Genomic DNA, 17,058 nt, shown 5'->3' on the forward strand with positions numbered 1-17,058 from the left:
GTAGCGAACGACGGTGACTGCGTGCGTTGCCGGCGGTCGAGAGTTCGATTCGCGACCGACCCGAAGCGGAACCTCAGCGCCGAAAACCGCCGTTACTCCTGGTCCCCGTCGCCGAAGGTGAACACTTCGTCCGATCCGTCCACGTCCTCGTCGGTGCCGTCCGTGGCATCGTCGTCGGCATCCTGGTCGTCAGCCACTTCCTCGTGTCCGTCGGCCGCTTCCTCGAGTTCGTCGGCGACTTCGGCGAACGGGTCGTGCTGTTCGTCTTCGACCGCCCCCGTGTCCTCGATCGCTTCGAGCGGATCGCCGCCGGAGACGTCCGCGTCAGTTGGTTCGACCGCCAGCGGATCGTCGGCATTCACGTCACCCTCGTCCGGTTCGACGGGGTGGCCGGCGACCGGTTCGGCGTCGTCCGCCGGAGCCACGGTTTCTGCCTCGTTTGCGGTGTACTCCGACTCCGGAACGGAACCGGACGGCAGCGTCGAATCGACGGAGGAGTCCGTCGGTTCCGACCCCGGTTCGCCGGCACCGTGGAACTCCGTCTGCACGGTGTCGTCTGGGGCTTCACTGGAGTCGACCAGTGGGTCGCCCTGTTCGTCATCCTCGGGGCCCGTCCCCTCCGGATCGACTGGCGGTTCCCCTGCAGTTTCGGGAGCCACAGCGATCGACTCGGCGTCGCCTTCCGACGCGGCCGCGACAGTTTCCTCCTCCCCGTTCGTCGCGAGGAGTTCCTCCGCGTCGGCCGACGACTCCTCGATCGGAGGCTCGTCGGTACTGGTTTCGAATCGGTCGAGTCCTTCCGAAAGCTCCGCGGCCTGTTCGGAGAGGTTCGACGCGGACTTCGTCACTTCCGTCAGTGCAGTGGTCTGCTCTTCGGCTGCTGCAGCCACGTTCTCGGACTCGGCAGACGTCTGGTCGGAGATCGACGCGGCGTCGTCGACCATGGCGACGACCTCCTGGGTCGACGCCGCCTGTTCTTCGGTTGCCGCCGAAATCTCCTGTACGCCGACGTTCGTCTCCTGTGCGAGGTCGGTAATCTCCTCGAGGGCCTCGACCGCTTCGCGTACCTGTTCGCTGGCGTCGTCGATCTGGTCGCTGGTGACCTCGACCTCCTCGGCGGAGCGTTCGGTTCGCTCGCGGATCGACTCGAGCCGATCCTCGGCCTCGTTGGCCGCCTCGGCGACGTCCTCGGAGAGGGCTTTGACCTCCTTTGCGACCACGGCGAACCCTTCGTCGTCGTCACCGGACGCGGAGCGCGACGCCTCGATGTTGGCGTTCAGCGCCAGCATGTTGGTCTGGCGAGCGATCTCGGAGATCGTCGCGATCAGTTCGTCGATCTGCTGGACCTCCTCTTTGAGCTGGGTGATCTCGTCGACTGCCTGCTCGGATTCGGTTTCGATCTCGTTCATCGCCGTGATCGCCTCGTGGGCAGCGTCCTGCCCCTCGCGGCCCGTCTCGGCCGTTCGCTCGGCGATGTCGGCGACCTCGTTCGAGGAGGCGGCGATCTCCTCGGTCGTCGTCGAGAGCCCGCTCATCTCCTGGTTGACCGACTGCAGCGACTCGTTCTGCCGGTCGGCGCCGTCCGAAATCTCCTGGACGGAGCCGGTGACTTGCTCCGAGGCGGAGCGAACCTCCTCGCTCGAGGCGGTAACCTGTTCGCTGGCGATCGCGACCTCGGTCGCGAACCGGTTCAGTTCGGACACCGTCCCCTCGATCTCCTCGAGCATGTCGTTGAACTCCTCACCGATCTCTGCCATGACCTCGTTCTCGCTTTCCGTCTCTGCGCGGGCAGTGAGGTCGCCGTCAGCGGCTGCGCCCATGACGTCACAGTACTCCGTCGCCTTCTCCTCCAGGTGGTCGTTGAGTTCTGCGACGCGTTCGCGTTCGCGTTCGGCCTCCTCCCGGGCGGCTTCGGCTTCCTCGATCTGCTCGCGCAGCGCGATCCGCATCGAGTCGAAGCCCTCGTAGAGCCGGCCGATGTTGTCGATCCGTTTGGTCTCGAGATCGACCTCGAGGTTCCCCTCCTCCATCTCTCTCGCCTTGTTGGTGAGGCGGTCGGTCGCGACGGCCGTGTTGCGACCGAGTACGGCACCGACGAGACCGATCAGGAGCACGCCACCCGCGGTCGCCATCGTTCCGTACTGGTCGACGTCGTTGACGAAGCCGTAGGCCTCGTCCGTCGAGGTGTGCATCAACACGACCCAGCCCATGTCGGTCGTGTGGTAGGCCGCGACGTAGCCGTCCGGTCCGAACTCGTAGGGCTCGTTCTGGAGGGTGTCGCCCGGCTGGCTGTCGAACGCCATCGCGCCGGAGGCGTTCGCGTCGTCTTCCGCGAACGCCGCCTCGAGCAGTCCGTCGTCGTCGGCGTACTCCTGGCGGAACGCGTTCTCCGTGTAGTCGTCGATCAGCGCGTCCGCACCTGTTCCGGTGAACGTGTCGTCCGCGACGATCTCGCCCTCGGAATCGACGGCCATCGTGACGCGATCGCCCTCGACGGACTTGCCGAAGTCGGCCATCATGTCCTCGAGGTCGAACGTCATGACGAGCGCCGTATCGTCCGAGCCGCTGGTCTTGATGTAGTACGAGACGACCGGCGTTCCGTCGCTCTCGTAGGCTTCGGTCCGCTCGGCGGTCGAGGCCGACAGATCGTCGTTGACGTCGTTCGTCGCCGGGAAGTCGACGTCGTCGAGCGTCTCGGCCCCGTCCGTCGTGGTGGCCCGCAGCTCGTGGTCGTCGACGTCCACGTAGTGAACCGCGGTCACCTGATCGGAGTACTCGAGCAGGACGTTGTTCAGGTGGGCTTGAATCTCCGACTCGTTACCCGACTCGACGGTCGGCGTGTTAGACGTACTCGCCGTCACCCGTTTGTTCTGCTCGTTCCAGTTGTCGAGCGCGGTTGCCTCCTGTCCCGCGAGCGCCTCCTGGTCTTCCAGTGCGTTTTGCTCGACGCTGTCGGTGATCTGCGCGGTTCCGATAACCCCAATCAGACCGACCGACAGCCCGAGGATCAACAGTGCGATCCCGAACTTGACCGCGTACCTGCGCCGAATCGGCGCCGGCACCAGTCGTCGAAGGAACTCCATTGATAGGACACGGGTATCATCACCAATACATAAATGGTCAGTCTCCATTATTGGTATTGATAATTGGACGGGTCGTCTCGGCCGCAAAAGCTACGTGGCCTGTGTCACCACTCACCGCGGAGAATACAGGGAATGCTCGAGACGGATTTTTCATCAAACATCAGAGAGAATGGGTGGGAACACCTCCCGATGAAAACTCGCGTCCTGGTGTTCGTACTGGGCGACGAGTGATCGGCGGCGAAGGAGAAGGAGGGATCCCTAATCGTCCGTCGTGGAGTCGACCGGTCGGTCCGTCTCGACGAACCGGTCGAGTCCCGCAGCCAGCGCCACGGACAGGAGCATCCCGACGAGCGCGAAGCCTGCGATCATCACGAAGAACCATCCCAGCGAGACGTCGAGGACGAACCCGCCGAGCGCGATACTGGCGGCGCCGAGACCGAACTCGCCCAGATAGGTGTAGCCGTAGGAGAGCCCACGACTGTCCGCCGGCGTGTAGACCGCGACCGCGTTCTGGTAGAACGGCTGGATGGCGAACAGGAAGAAGCCGAAGACTCCACAGAGAGCGGCGATCGCCACCAGCCCCATTCCGGTGACCGGAACGAACGCAACCGCCAGTACCACGAGCACGGCGAAGATGGCCGCCAGGCCGCGCGCGGGCGGCACTCGGTCCGTGAGCTTCCCGCCGACGTACTGGCCGCCCATCCCGACGACCAGCAGGCCGACGTAGATGTAGAAGGACGGTTCGATCCCCTCGAGCCCCGTCGGGAGCGCCAGTCCCGCTATCGCGGGCAGTCCGTACAGGATCTCGGGGAGGAAGGTGAGCATCCCCCGGTAGTACAGCCCTTCGAAGGTGACGATGACGAAGACGACGGCGAACGCGCTCGCGAAGAGGGCCTTCGAGTTCCCGACGAGCGTCGAGAGCGACAGCGCCTCGTCCGGGCCCGCGTCGACGTCGTCCTCGACCGCCGCGGTCGGCTCGAACTCCGCCGAGAGGCCGTAGAGAACGGCGAGGAGTCCGGGAAGGGCGAGCAGTGCGGCGACGAGTTGCCAGTCGAGGAAAATCAGCATGGTCGCGGCGGCGAACGGGCCGAGCGCGATGCCGATATTGCCGGCGATGCCGTGCCAGGCGAACACGGTCCCGCGTTCCTCGACGCCGGTGCTGATGAGCGCCAGGCCCGCGGGATGGTAGATGCTCGCGGCGATCCCCCACAGCAGCAAGCCGACGGCGATCATGTAGATCGAGGTACTCGTCGCGAGGACGACGAACGCGAGGCTCATCCCCGCGAGACAGAGCACGATGAGTCGCTTCGTTCCGTACCGGTCCGCCAGAATCCCGCCCGGCAGGGCGCCGATCCCGAACGGTGCGTAACCGAGCGCGACGACGAGTCCCATCAGGGCGACGGCGACGTCGAACTCGGCGACCCAGACGACCAGAAAGATCGGAATCGCCGTCTCGAACCAGTGAACCAGCGCGTGACCGGCCATCGTGAAGCCGGCGATCGATCGATCGTTTGCGTTCAGTGCCATCGAGTCAGTATCCGAACGGCAACGTGCCGACTATTTAGCCGCTTGGATACGGGCTAACTGCAGCGCGATCGAGTGCCGAAACGGAGACTCAGAACAGGTAGTCGCGCTCGAGATCCTGCGGGAGGATCACGTCGATCTCGCCGGCGGACTCGTACTCGTGGAGCAACTCGATCGCCGTCTCGAAGTCCTCGAGCAGGTCGTCCTCGAGTCGGTGGTAGAAAAACGAGGTGATGCCGCGCATCTCGGCGGTTCGCTCGAGTTCGGTCGCCATCCGTTCGGCGCTCGGGTCGCCGATACGGGAATTCAGGACGTGATTAACGTTGTAGCCCTGGACGGGGTGACCGCCGCCGAAGCCGAGGTCGTGGTACTCGTCGATCAGTTCGAGCGTCGTCGCGTCGTAGGAGCCGTGGGGGTAGGCGAAGTAGCGGGCACCTTCGTCGAACCCTTCGTTCTCGAGCCACTCCTTGCCCCGGCGGATCTCTTCTTCCTGTTCGTCCGGTTCGAGATCCGCGAGTTCGGGGTGGTTGTAACAGTGGTTGCTGATGACCCAGCCGGCGTCGTGGAGTTCGTGCGTCTGGTCGACCGTGATTCGGGGCAGGCCACCGGGATCCGTCACGCCCGACGTCTCGGCTTCGATCCGACCGGGATTGACGAACGTTACCGCCGGGTAGCCGTACTCCTCGAGGACCGGGAGCGCTTCCGTATAATCGGTGACGTGGTTGTCGTCGAACTGGATCATCACCTTCCCGGTCTCGGGACGGGGAACGAAGTGGAGGTCGTCGAACCAGACCGTCGGCTCCCGGCCCTCGTCCGTCCATATGTGCAGTTGTACTTTGCTGACGGTCGTAGGGTCGAACGCGTCGTCACGTCCGTCGACACCGAAGTTGTACCGCATGAGCGGCAACTCCCCTCTCGAGCCGCGGCGGTAGTCGATCCGGTTTCCGTCGGCGTCGAACAGGCGGAGCCACGGGAAGACGAAGTCAGAACTCGCCATCGCGACGCCAGGGACGACGTCGGCGAGGTCGAACGGCGACTCATACTCGAGCGAGAGCTGTGTCGCTTCCGCCGCCGCAGGGATCTCGACTCGCGCGCTCTGGGAGCCGACGAGAACGCGGTCGGCGTCGGCGTCCATCGAGCCGCCGTCGATCGACCAGCGGGAGAGCTCCTCGAAGTCGTCCGCCGCCTCGGGAATCAGCGGTTCCCGGGGTTCCGTGGAGTCTGGCTTCGTCTCGTCGTCGTCGCTCGAGCCGTTGCGATTCGAGGTGGTCTCGGACTCGAGTGTATCCGATCCGGCACACCCGGCGAGACAGACCGCGGACGCGGCCGCGAGATACGCGCGTCGCTTCATGTACGACAAGCTGTCTGTCAGTATCGGCTATTGTTATGGCCGGGTTTCTCTCGACGGCAACGAGTAAGGGGGCGGAAAACGATCTAGGGGACGGTTCTGCTCGCGTGAACAGCCAGTGAGTAGACGGCGCTCACTCCTTCTCGCCCGCAGTCTCGTCGACGCCGACGGCCTGCGAGACGTCGACGTCCTCGGGTTCCTCCTGGCCGCCGACGACCAGGTCGCCGTCTTCAGTTTCGACGTAGACGTCGTCGGCGAAGCCGCCCTCGGCGTAGGGGTGTTCCGGTTCGTCGAGCTTTTCGGGCGTCGACGGTGCCTCGGGGATCCCCTCCGGCGGTTCGAACTGCCCGAGCGGGTCGTCGATTGTGACGTCCCAGCGCTCGAAGAACTCCCGATAGCGGTCGTAGTGGTCGTCGAGTTCGTCGGTCGGGAACTCCATCATCTCGGTCCAGCCGTGGTTGTAGAAGTCGAAGTTGGCCTGGATGTGCGTAATCTCGCGGGCTTCGGCCTCCGAGTACCCCTCTTGAAGCGCGCGCAGGTAGCTATCCATCGTCGCGTCGAAGAAGGCGTCGAGTCGGTCCGTTCGTTCCTCGGCGTGGGCCGGGTCGGCCTTCTTCGTGAATATCTTCGTGTGGAGTCGGACGAGGCCGGACTTGGCGACCGAGCGGACGACCGGCGTTTCGAGTGCCTTACGAGACGCGAAGTGACGCGCGTTCTGACGGATCTTCATGGACGGATCTATGGAGGCGACCCTCAAGAGCGGTTCGGAGGGGGCGAAGCGTTCGGAAGAACGAAGGGAACGATAGCTGTGGGGTGTTCGAACAGTTCCGGACGAGCGTCTGCGGACCGGATTCGACAATCGACTGAACAACTGTTGGGGAACGGAGGGACCACACAGAAAGTAGACGAGATAGCAATCCACTTTAACCCGCATTACGAACGGTCACGGTATGACCGAGTACGTCATCATCGGTGACGGGATCTCGGGCAGCTCGGCTGCCGAGACCCTCCGGGAGGAAGACCCGGAGTCTTCGATTACCGTCATCACCGATGAGGGGGAGCCACTGTATAACCGCATTCTGATCAAAGAGCACGCGAAAGGGAAGCTCCCGGAGGCCCCGATCTCGATCCACGACGAGGGGTGGTACGAGGAACGCGACATCGATCTCTCGCTCAACACTCACGTTACCGGCCTCGATACCGACGCGAAGACGATTCACACCCACGAGGGTGCGGACATCTCCTACGACAAACTGCTGATCGCGACCGGCGGGACGCCCACGCAACTGCCCGTCGACAACAGTGACGCCGACGGGATCCATCACTTCTGGACCTTCCAGGACGCTCGCAAGATCCGCGAGAGCGCGGACGCCGCCGACGAAGGCGTAATCGTCGGTGCCGGACTCCTCGGGATCGACTTCGCCGCCGTCTGTGGTGCACAGGGCGTCGAAGGCAAGTATCTCATGCGTGGCGACCGCTGGTGGCGCTACGCCCTCTCGAACGAGGGCGCGGAGATCATGCACGAGGGGATGCGCGAGAAGGGCGTCGAACCCGTGTTCGATAGCGGCGTCGATCACTTCGAGACGGACGACGACGGTCGCGTCGTCGCCGCCGTCGATCCCAACGGCGATCGCTACGAGTGTGACTTCGCGGGCGTCGCAATCGGACTGACGTTCAACACCGAGTTCCTCGGCGACATCGGACTCGAGCAGGAGAATGGGATCCTGGTCGACGAGTACATGCAGACGAACCTCGAGGACGTCTACGCGGCCGGCGACATCACCCGCTTCCACGACGTGTTGCTCGGCGAGCGGGCCCAGAACGGTTCGTGGGGCTCCGCGAAGGAGCAGGGCCGTGTTGCCGGCGTCAATATGGCTGCGGACGACGAGGCCGAAGGCTTCCAGTGGGTCTCCTCGTACTCGATCACGCACTTCGACTTCCCCTTCCTTTCGTTTGGTCACCCGACGCTCGGCGACGACTACGCCGAGCGAAAGTACAGCGACACCGAGTGGCGCCGCGTCGCCTTCAAAGACGGGAAGATCGTCGGCGGTGTTCTCATCGGCGACCTCTCGCCCCAGAGCAAGTTCAAGCAGCTGATGCGCGAACAGCGCGTCGTCGCCGACCAGAAGGAAGTGCTGCTCGAACAGACCGTCGATCTCGACAACCTCGCGCCGCCACAGGAGCAGTAAGACGCCAGTTTGCGCTCGTTTTCCGGCCCAGATTCGGCTTCCCGGGACTCGGTGGGCCCGACCTCACAGCCGTTCGACAGTCCAGCCGAACATTTATATCGCCAGAGTGTGTTTGTCACTGACACGCATGGCAACCAGTAGCACCACCAGTCGGTCCCTCACGCTCAGGCGCGTCGAGTCAGTCGATGCGGCAACGACCGTTCAGCACGTCGATCAGCTCGACGAAGAGACGCTGGAGGCGTTCTACCGCGCGCTCGAGGGGGGCCGTTCGCTGGCTGCTACCGGAACCGACCTCGAGCTGGGGACGGTCGTCGTCGCCACTGACTACTACCGAGTCGAGCCGAGATAGCTATCACGAGCGGCTGTTCTGACGTCGTTAGAAGTATCGAAGCCGTTTTCCCCCGTGCGCGTTTTCGATAGCGTATGAACGGCGGTAGCGACATGACCCTGGCGTTCGAGCTCGAAGCACTGAAAGAGCTCGCCTCGCCCGAGAGCGTCTTCGAGGACGCCAGAGGGTGGAGCGAGTACATCGGCGTCGTCTCCGAGAAACCGACCTACGTCGTCACGAACTACACGCGAAAGAACCGCATCCGGCAGGACTTCTTCTCCGGCCCCCGCGGGAAACGCGAGAGTCTCGAGGCCGTCAAGGACCAGTTCGACACCGATCGACACGTCCTCATCGGCGCCAGCAGCGAGGACGAACAGCTGGCCGAGGACGTCGACTGGGAGTACCTCCCCGTCGAGGACGCCGCCGAGGCGGCCGACTGGGTCCTGGCGACGAACGTCGAGGACGAGGAGGACGACGCCGAACCGGTTCGCGACGACTGGCCCTGAAACTGTACGGGTTTTCGGCTCAGTCTCGAATACGCGGCCGAACAAGCCGCTCTGTCTTCGTCTCTCTACATCTCCAGATAGCGGTACAAGACCACTGAACGATGACTTCGAGGAATGAGGCCCGGATCGACCAGGACGTCGTCGAAGCGATCGGTGCGCTCGGAAACCGGACGCGGCTCGAGATTCTGCTCGCACTCGCCGAAGCGGAACGAGAGCAGCAAGAACAGTGGCTTCGGATGTCGTTTACCGAGCTCTACGACGCCGTCGACGTCGAGAGCACGTCCCAATTTTCTTACCACCTCGACCAGCTCGCTGGACAGTTCGTCGCCGAAACGCCGGATGGCTACCGACTGACCTACGGCGGCGACAAAATCGTCAGAACGATTCTCTCCGGGCTGTACGAGAGTACCGAAACGTTCGACGACGCCGACGTGGACGGAATCTGCGTGTTCTGTGAGGAGTCCGCCCTCGTCGCACTGGTCGACGAAGAGCGGTTCGTCGTCCGCTGTGACTCCTGTGAATCGACCCTCCTGACCGATCTGTTACCCCGAAGCCAGACGCGCCACCGGTCGGCCTCGGAAATCGTCGACAGCGTCGGCTATCGGATCTGGGGAACGGCGACGCTGGTTCGGGGGTCGGTCTGTCCGGAGTGCTACGGGCAGGTCGACACTACCGTCGACGCACACCACCACGACGGGCGAACGCTGTACACGCTCGAGCACACGTGCCCCGAGTGCTGGCTCGTGATCCACCTTCCCATCGAGGTGGTCGCAGCGTTTCACCCCGCGGCCGTCGGCTTCTTCTGGAACCACGGGATCTCCCTGTTGGACCTCCCGCTCTGGGAATTTTTCGAGTTCCTCGTCACGGACGCCGTAACGACCGACGTCGCCACCGTCGACCCCCTCGAGGCGACGGTCGTGATTGCACTCGACGGGGAGACGCTTCGACTCGAGGTAGACGATGCGCTGCGCGTGACTCCCGCACCGGTCGACGGCGGCTAGCCGAACGGCGTTGCCGTCCGCCGTCCCTGGCTCAAACATATTTGAGTAGTTCCCCTGTCAATATGTATGAAAAACGACAATACTTATCCCAACTGCCGCCGATGATCGTCTATGTACTCCGTCTCACCGACATTGAGGGATCTGACGGCGTTCTGGGGGATCGAACATGGCGGCGATTGAACTCGAGGGGCTGACGAAACGGTTCGGTGACGTCGTCGCCGTCGATGGAATCGATCTCACAATCAGGGAAGGCGAAATCTTTGGCTTCCTGGGCCCGAACGGGGCGGGCAAGTCGACGACGATCGATATCCTGCTGGATTTCATCCGACCGACCGACGGGACGGCGACCGTGCTGGGCCACGACGCCCAGACGGCTGGACAGACCGTCCGCAGCCGAACCGGTGTCCTCCCGGACGGCTACCACGTCTACGACCGGCTCACCGGTCGACAGCACGTCGAGTTCGCCATCGAAATGAAAGGCGTCGACGAGGATGCGACGGCGCTGCTCGAGCGAGTCCGGATCGCCGACGCCGCCGATCGGAAGGCGGGCGGCTACTCGAAAGGGATGCGCCAGCGGCTGGTGTTGGCGATGGCGCTGGTCGGCGACCCCGACCTGCTCGTCCTTGACGAACCCTCGACGGGGCTGGACCCCAACGGCGCCCGCGAGATGCGCGAGATCATCCGCGAGGAGAACGACCGCGGGACGACGGTGTTCTTCTCGAGTCACGTCATGGAGCAGGTCGAGGCGGTCTGCGACCGCGTGGCGATCATCAACCGCGGGAAGCTTGTCGCCGTCGACACGATCGACGGCCTCCGGGACTCCACGGAAGTCGGCGAGACGCTGTACGTCTACGTCACGGAACTCGACGAGGGCGTTCTCGAGCGCGTCCGGGAACTCGAGGGCGTCGGCACCGCGTCGATCGACGACGGCCGCCTGCGGGTGACCGTCGACGGCGTCTCGAAGTTCGCCGTCCTGCACGCGGTCGACCGGGTCGCGTCCGTCCAGGACTTTTCGGTCGTCGAATCCTCGCTCGAGGACCTGTTCGTCCGGTACACCAACGAGAAACAGGAGGTCGAAGCATGACCTGGCTCTCGGTCGCGAAGAAGGATTTCCGCGACGCCGTCCAGTCGCGGGCGCTGTGGGCGCTCGTCGCCGTCTTCGTCGTGCTCTCGATCGTCTCCACGTACGCGTACGTCGAGGTCCCCGAGATGTTTGGCTCGCCGACGGGGGCGACGTTCGGCGGGCTGCTCTTCTTCACGATCGGCCTCGTCGGGCTGTTCGTCCCGCTGGCGGCGATCGTCGTCTGTTACAAGTCCCTCGCGGGCGAGCGCGAACTCGGGAGCATCAAGCTGTTGCTCTCTCTGCCGACCACTCGCGGCCAGGTCTTCGCCGGCAAGGTCCTCGGACGAGCCGCCGTCCTCGCGTTCGGACTCGGGGTCGGGCTCGTCGTCGGACTCGGGTTCGGCGCTGCGTTGCTCGGCGAACTCGAGGCCGTCGCCGTGCTGGTGTTCGTCCTCGTCACGCTCGCCTTCGCGGCCGTCTACGCGGCCATCGTCGTCAGCATCTCGGCGACGACGGGGTCGACCTCGCGCGCGACGACGCTGGCGCTCGGCTTCTTCGTCGTCTTCGAACTGCTCTGGGACGTGGTCCCGATGGGTGTCCTCTACGTCGTCGAGGGGTTCTCGTTCCCGTCGACGATTCCGGACTGGGTGTTCACCGTCACGCAGCTCTCGCCGTCCTCGGCGTACTTCTCGACGATCGTCGCGCTGTTGCCCGACCTCGCTGAGACGGTCGGCGCCGACCCGGCGCAGACGGGTGCCGGCGTCGAGGTGAGCGCCGCGGACGCCGGGCCGTTCTACGCGAGCCCCGAGATCGGGATCGTCGTCCTCGCCCTGTGGCTGCTCGTCCCCCTCGCCGTCGGTTACGTCCGGTTCAACTCGGCCGACCTCTGAGGGTCCCGAGTCGTCGACCTTTTACTGTCTCCGACCCAATCGCAAGCAATGGCAGAGCCCCGCGTACCGGGTTCCGGCGGCGACGATCAGCTCGAGCTCCCCTGTGGGGAAACGCTCGACCCCCACGAGATCGATCTCGGGATGCGCGAGTACACCTGTTCCTGCGGCGAGTCCCACGCCGTCGTCACCGACGTCCACCCGCCCTCTCGGTTCTTCCCCGAGTCGTTCGTGGTCGTCCTCCAGGAACTGGTCGAGACCGACGACGAGTTCGACGAGTTCGGGACGCCGCACTTACTCGGCGTCGTCATGGAGGAGTTTCCGGAAGCCGTCGTCACCCACGACGCGAGCGACGACGGAGCCGTCGGCTACTCGATGCTGTGGGTCACGGACTTCGACTCTCGGCGGCTCCACGAGATCGTCGTCGAACTCGTCGTCGAACTGATGGAGCACGCGATCAGCCACGCCGAGGACGACACCGCGATCTCGGAGTTCGAATCGCAGATGCTCGAGTTCGACGTGAGCGAGTTCGTCGAGCAGTACCGCCGCCAGCGCGAGTTCGAGAGCGAGCACGACCGAGCGCTCTGACCGTCGTTTTCGATCGAGCGCCTCGTTCGAGCGTATTCGTCGTTCGGTGCGCGATTTCGACACCGAATCGGTCGGGATCATTCGCGCGAAATGAATTGGAGTCTGTGCTGGGGTTACCGTGCTACATTGAGGGTACGTAGCACACCGTCCTCGACGGGAGCCGGGTAGCTTGCGATCCGGAGCGACACATCGTCTACCTGCCCGTCCCACTGTTTCGGCTCTCGGTACCGGTTGACACACGACACCAACTCTGAAACGTCTCATCTGCGTTGGAGACACAATGGTCGATACGGACGACGATCCGATCGAACTCGTGCCGTCCAACCACGAGACGTGGAGCGAACGCTTCACCGCCGAACGCGATTACGTGTTAGAAGCGCTGTCGATTACCGGACTCGAGGCCGACTGCGAGCGGATCGAACACGTCGGCTCGACCGCCGTCCCGAATCTCGCTGCGAAGGACATCGTCGACCTCGACGTCGTCGTCGCCGACGGTGCCGTGAGCGAGGTGTCGCGAACGCTGGCCGACGAACTCGGCGGCACTCGCGTCGAGAACAGCGACGAGTGGCATCCCGTCTTTCGCGAGCACGACGGCCAGCGGTTCAACGACCACGTCTTCGCGGCCTCGAGCGACGGCTGGAAGCACAGCGTGATCACGCGCGACGTCCTCGCTGCACGCCCCGATCTCCGCGCGGAGTACGAACGACTGAAGCGCGAACTCGCCGCCGAACACGACGATCTTGTGGCCTACTCCGAGGGGAAGACGACGTTCGTGAGGCGCGTTCTCGAGGTCGCCCGGACGGACGACGACCTGACGTTCGATTTCAGCGTCCCGTCGAGAGACTGATTTCGTCGGCGCACTCGCCCGCCGGAACGGGCGGTCTATTCGAATTTCGAAATCGAGTTACGAGAATCGTATCGTTTCGTGGGGCTTATTACGATGTACGAACTCCGAATGGACAGGACCAATGAGTACGGACCACCAGGGCGACGGGGACGCCACAGGGGACGGACGCACGATCCTGCTGATCGGCAGCGGGCCGATCCAGATCGGACAGGCTGCTGAATTCGACTATTCCGGCGCACAGGCCTGCCGAGCGCTTCAGGAGGAGGGTGCTCGAGTCGTCCTCGTCAACTCGAACCCCGCAACGATCATGACCGATCCGGAGATGGCCGATCGGGTCTACATCGAACCGATCACGACCGAGGCCATCTCCGAGATCATCGCCAAGGAGAATCCAGACGGCGTCATCGCCGGCCTGGGCGGCCAGACCGGACTGAACGTCACCGCCGAACTCGCCGAAGAGGGCGTGCTCGAGGAGTACGACGTCGAGATCATGGGCACGCCGCTGGACACGATCTACGCGACCGAGGACCGCGACCTCTTCCGCCAGCGCATGGAGAAGATCGGCCAGCCAGTGCCCGGGTCGACGACGATCTCGCTCGAGGAGGGCGAGTCCACCACCGAGATCACGGACGAGGACCTCCGCGAGCGCGTCGAGGCCGCCGTCGAGGAGGTCGGCGGGCTCCCGGTGATCGCCCGGACGACCTACACGCTGGGCGGCAGCGGGTCGGGCGTCGTCGGGGAGATGGACGAACTCCTCGCCCGCGTCCGCAAGGGACTGCGCCTCTCGCGGAACAGCGAAGTCCTCATTACGGAGTCGATCGCGGGCTGGGTCGAGTACGAGTACGAGGTGATGCGGGACGCCGACGACTCCTGTATCATCATCTGCAACATGGAGAACATCGACCCGATGGGGATCCACACCGGGGAGTCGACGGTCGTCACACCCTCCCAGATCGTCCCCGACGAGGGCCACCAGGAGATGCGCACCGCGGCGCTCGACGTCATCCGCGAACTCGGCATTCAGGGCGGCTGTAACATCCAGTTCGCCTGGCGCGACGACGGGACGCCCGGCGGCGAGTACCGGGTAGTCGAGGTCAACCCGCGCGTCTCCCGCTCCTCGGCGCTCGCGTCGAAGGCGACGGGGTACCCGATCGCCCGCGTGACCGCGAAGGTCGCGCTCGGCAAGCGCCTCCACGAGATCACCAACGAGATCACCGGCGAGACGACCGCGGCCTTCGAGCCCGCGATCGACTACGTGGTGACGAAAGTTCCGCGGTGGCCCAAGGACAAGTTCGACGACGTCGACTTCGAGCTGACGACGGCGATGAAGTCGACGGGCGAGGCGATGGCCATCGGGCGCACCTTCGAGGAGTCGCTGCTGAAGGCGCTGCGTTCGAGCGAGTACGAGCCCGACGTCGACTGGGCCGACGTGAGCGACGAGGTGCTCGAGGACCACTACCTCGAGCGGCCCTCCCCGGACAGGCCGTACGCGATGTTCGAGGCCTTCGAGCGCGGCTACACCACCGAGGAGGTCGTCGAGCTGACGGGTATCTTCGAGTGGTACACCGAGCGGTTCAAGCGCATCGCCGACTCGACTCGCGCCGCCCAGGAGGGCGACTTCACCGAGGCCGCCATCGCCGGCCACACCAACGCGACGATCGCCGCGACCGCGGGCGGCGACGTCGACGTCGACACCGTCGAACAGGAGGTCCCAGGCCGCACCTACAAGCAGGTCGACACCTGCGCCGGCGAGTTCGCCGCGGAGACGCCGTACTACTACTCCGCGCGCAGGTCCGAGTTCGAGTCGGGCCCGCTCGAGGGTGCGGCCGCCGCGGGCGAACTCGAGGTCGACCGCGACGTCGAGAGCGTCATCGTGGTCGGCGGCGGCCCGATCCGGATCGGACAGGGCGTCGAGTTCGACTACTGTTCGGTCCACGCGGTCCAGGCGCTGCGCGACATGGGCATCGACGCCCACGTCGTCAACAACAACCCCGAAACCGTCTCGACGGACTACGACACCTCCGACGGCCTCTTCTTCGAGCCGATCACGGCCGAAGAGGTCGCGGACGTCGCCGAGGCGGCCGACGCCGACGGCGTGATGGTCCAGTTCGGCGGCCAGACGTCGGTCAACATCGGCGAACCGCTGCAAGAGGAGATCGACCGCCGCGGCCTCGACTGCTCGGTCATGGGAACCAGCGTCGAAGCGATGGACTTAGCGGAGGACCGCGACCGCTTTAACGCCCTGATGGACGAGATGGGCATCGCCCAGCCCGAGGGCGGAACCGCCTTCTCGAAGACGGAGGCGCTCGAACTCGCCCACGACATCGGCTACCCGGTCCTCGTGCGTCCGTCCTACGTGCTGGGCGGCCGCGCGATGGAGGTCGTCTACGACGACGAGGAACTCGAGCGCTACATCGAGGAGGCCGTTCGCGTCTCTCCCGATAAGCCGATCCTCGTGGACGACTTCCTCGCGAACGCGGTCGAACTGGACGTCGACGCCGTTTCCGACGGCGAGGACGTCCTGATCGGCGGCATCATGGAACACGTCGAGGCCGCCGGGGTCCACTCCGGCGACTCGGCCTGTATGATCCCGCCGCGCTCGCTCGACGACGAGACGCTCGCTCGCGTCCGCGAAGTCACCGAGGATATCGCCGACGCGCTCGACACCGTCGGACTGCTGAACGTCCAGCTCGCGGTTCGCGATGGAGAGGTGTACGTCCTCGAGGCCAACCCGCGCTCCTCGCGTACCGTTCCCTTCATCTCGAAGGCGACCGGCGTCCCGATCGCCAAGCTGGCGGCGAAGGTCATGGCCGGCAACTCGCTCGAGGAACTCGACGTCGAGGAGCAGATCCCCGAACAGACCTCGATCAAAGAGGTCGTCCTGCCGTTCGACCGCCTGCCGGGCTCCGATCCGCGCCTCGGTCCGGAGATGAAGTCCACCGGTGAGGTCATGGGCAGCGCAGACTCCTTCGGCAGAGCCTACGACAAGGCCCAGGACGCGACCGGCAAGCCGATTCCCGAATCGGGCACCGCCATCATCGACCTCTCGGCCGACGCCTTCCCCGATCCGGACACCGACGCGGGCGAGGAACTGGTCGCCGGCTTCACCGAACAGTTCGACCTCTGCGAGGAGGTCGACCTCGTGCAGGCCGTCAAGGAGGGGAAAGTCGACCTGATCATCTCGCGCGACCGCAACCTGCTCGAGGTCGCCGTCGAGGAGGAAGTAACGTACTTCTCGACGCCCGCGAGCGCGAAGGCCGCACTCGAGGCGCTCGAGGCGAAGGACGAACCGATCGACGTCCAGTCGATCACCGACCGGCCGAAGCAGGTCGGCGAGTGGGGCCGCTCGGACTGATCGGTCCGGCTGATTCGACGGCAAACAGACTGCCGATTATTCTTTTGTTTGGCTGAAGGGCTTTTTATTGCGGTTGGTCCGCATACTGCACCCGCGAGCGACCGGCGCTTTTCTTATCGAAGTGACTCTGTTGCACTCGTCACTAACTGATAGACGTTCGCTGCTGAATACAGCGGGTGTAGTCAGCACGTGGGTTCTAGTATAGTACCAACTGAAACGGTTTCCACACCGATCGCACTGTCCGCGGGTCTCGCTCGCGTCGCTCACGGGTCGTTCCTCCCCGTTCGCTTCGCGGTTCTCACTCACTTCGTTTGCTCACGGGTCGTTCCTCCCCGTTCG

The 17,058-nt window shown here is 64.6% G+C and carries 13 protein-coding genes; 9 read left to right on the plus strand and 4 right to left on the minus strand.

Annotated elements, in window-relative coordinates; all coding sequences use genetic code 11:
- Nucleotides 1-92: 92 nt before the first annotated feature.
- The 4 genes from CV102_RS12805 to CV102_RS12820 all read right to left on the minus strand — a co-directional run bounded on the left by CV102_RS12805 (nt 93) and on the right by CV102_RS12820 (nt 6,685).
- Nucleotides 93-3,083 (minus strand): methyl-accepting chemotaxis protein, encoded by a 2,991-nt coding sequence (locus tag CV102_RS12805; RefSeq protein ID WP_148858408.1) that lies wholly within the window; start codon nt 3,081-3,083, stop codon nt 93-95.
- 258 nt (nt 3,084-3,341) lie between these two features.
- The gene (locus CV102_RS12810) at nt 3,342-4,610 is read right to left on the minus strand and encodes an MFS transporter (protein WP_148858409.1); all 1,269 of its coding nucleotides are present in this window, start codon (nt 4,608-4,610) and stop codon (nt 3,342-3,344) included.
- 88 nt (nt 4,611-4,698) lie between these two features.
- Entirely contained in the window at nt 4,699-5,958 is a 1,260-nt protein-coding gene (locus CV102_RS12815; RefSeq protein WP_148858410.1) for a polysaccharide deacetylase family protein, read from the minus strand.
- A gap of 130 nt (nt 5,959-6,088) precedes the next feature.
- The gene (locus CV102_RS12820) at nt 6,089-6,685 is read right to left on the minus strand and encodes a DUF6149 family protein (RefSeq protein ID WP_148858411.1); all 597 of its coding nucleotides are present in this window, start codon (nt 6,683-6,685) and stop codon (nt 6,089-6,091) included.
- 220 nt (nt 6,686-6,905) lie between these two features.
- Between CV102_RS12820 and CV102_RS12825 the strand changes: the two genes are divergently transcribed.
- The 9 genes from CV102_RS12825 (at nt 6,906) to carB (ending at nt 16,719) form a co-directional block, all read left to right on the plus strand.
- Entirely contained in the window at nt 6,906-8,144 is a 1,239-nt protein-coding gene (locus tag CV102_RS12825) for an NAD(P)/FAD-dependent oxidoreductase (protein WP_148858412.1), read from the plus strand.
- Nucleotides 8,145-8,271: 127 nt separating this feature from the next.
- Nucleotides 8,272-8,493, plus strand: a complete 222-nt coding sequence (locus tag CV102_RS12830; protein ID WP_148858413.1) for a hypothetical protein — start codon at nt 8,272-8,274, stop codon at nt 8,491-8,493.
- A 74-nt stretch (nt 8,494-8,567) separates the two neighbouring features.
- On the plus strand, nt 8,568-8,978 hold the full coding sequence (locus CV102_RS12835) for a DUF7124 domain-containing protein (protein WP_148858414.1): 411 nt from the start codon (nt 8,568-8,570) through the stop codon (nt 8,976-8,978).
- Between the two features lie 101 nt (nt 8,979-9,079).
- Nucleotides 9,080-9,979: an ArsR/SmtB family transcription factor gene (locus CV102_RS12840; RefSeq protein ID WP_148858415.1), complete on the plus strand. Its 900-nt coding sequence runs from the start codon at nt 9,080-9,082 to the stop codon at nt 9,977-9,979.
- Between the two features lie 166 nt (nt 9,980-10,145).
- Complete coding sequence (locus tag CV102_RS12845) at nt 10,146-11,063, plus strand: ABC transporter ATP-binding protein (protein ID WP_148858416.1); 918 nt, start codon at nt 10,146-10,148, stop codon at nt 11,061-11,063.
- A complete protein-coding gene (locus CV102_RS12850) occupies nt 11,060-11,932 on the plus strand; it encodes an ABC transporter permease subunit (protein WP_148858417.1) in 873 nt (290 codons plus the stop codon). The genes CV102_RS12845 and CV102_RS12850 overlap by 4 nt, the downstream gene beginning before the upstream one ends.
- Nucleotides 11,933-11,980: 48 nt before the next feature.
- Entirely contained in the window at nt 11,981-12,517 is a 537-nt protein-coding gene (locus CV102_RS12855; RefSeq protein WP_148858418.1) for a DUF5815 family protein, read from the plus strand.
- A 280-nt stretch (nt 12,518-12,797) separates the two neighbouring features.
- A complete protein-coding gene (locus tag CV102_RS12860) occupies nt 12,798-13,364 on the plus strand; it encodes a GrpB family protein (protein ID WP_148858419.1) in 567 nt (188 codons plus the stop codon).
- Nucleotides 13,365-13,485: 121 nt separating this feature from the next.
- Entirely contained in the window at nt 13,486-16,719 is a 3,234-nt protein-coding gene (gene carB, locus CV102_RS12865; protein WP_148858420.1) for a carbamoyl-phosphate synthase large subunit, read from the plus strand.
- Nucleotides 16,720-17,058: the final 339 nt, after the last annotated feature.

Source organism: Natronococcus pandeyae (assembly GCF_008122205.1).
GTDB lineage: Archaea > Halobacteriota > Halobacteria > Halobacteriales > Natrialbaceae > Natronococcus > Natronococcus pandeyae.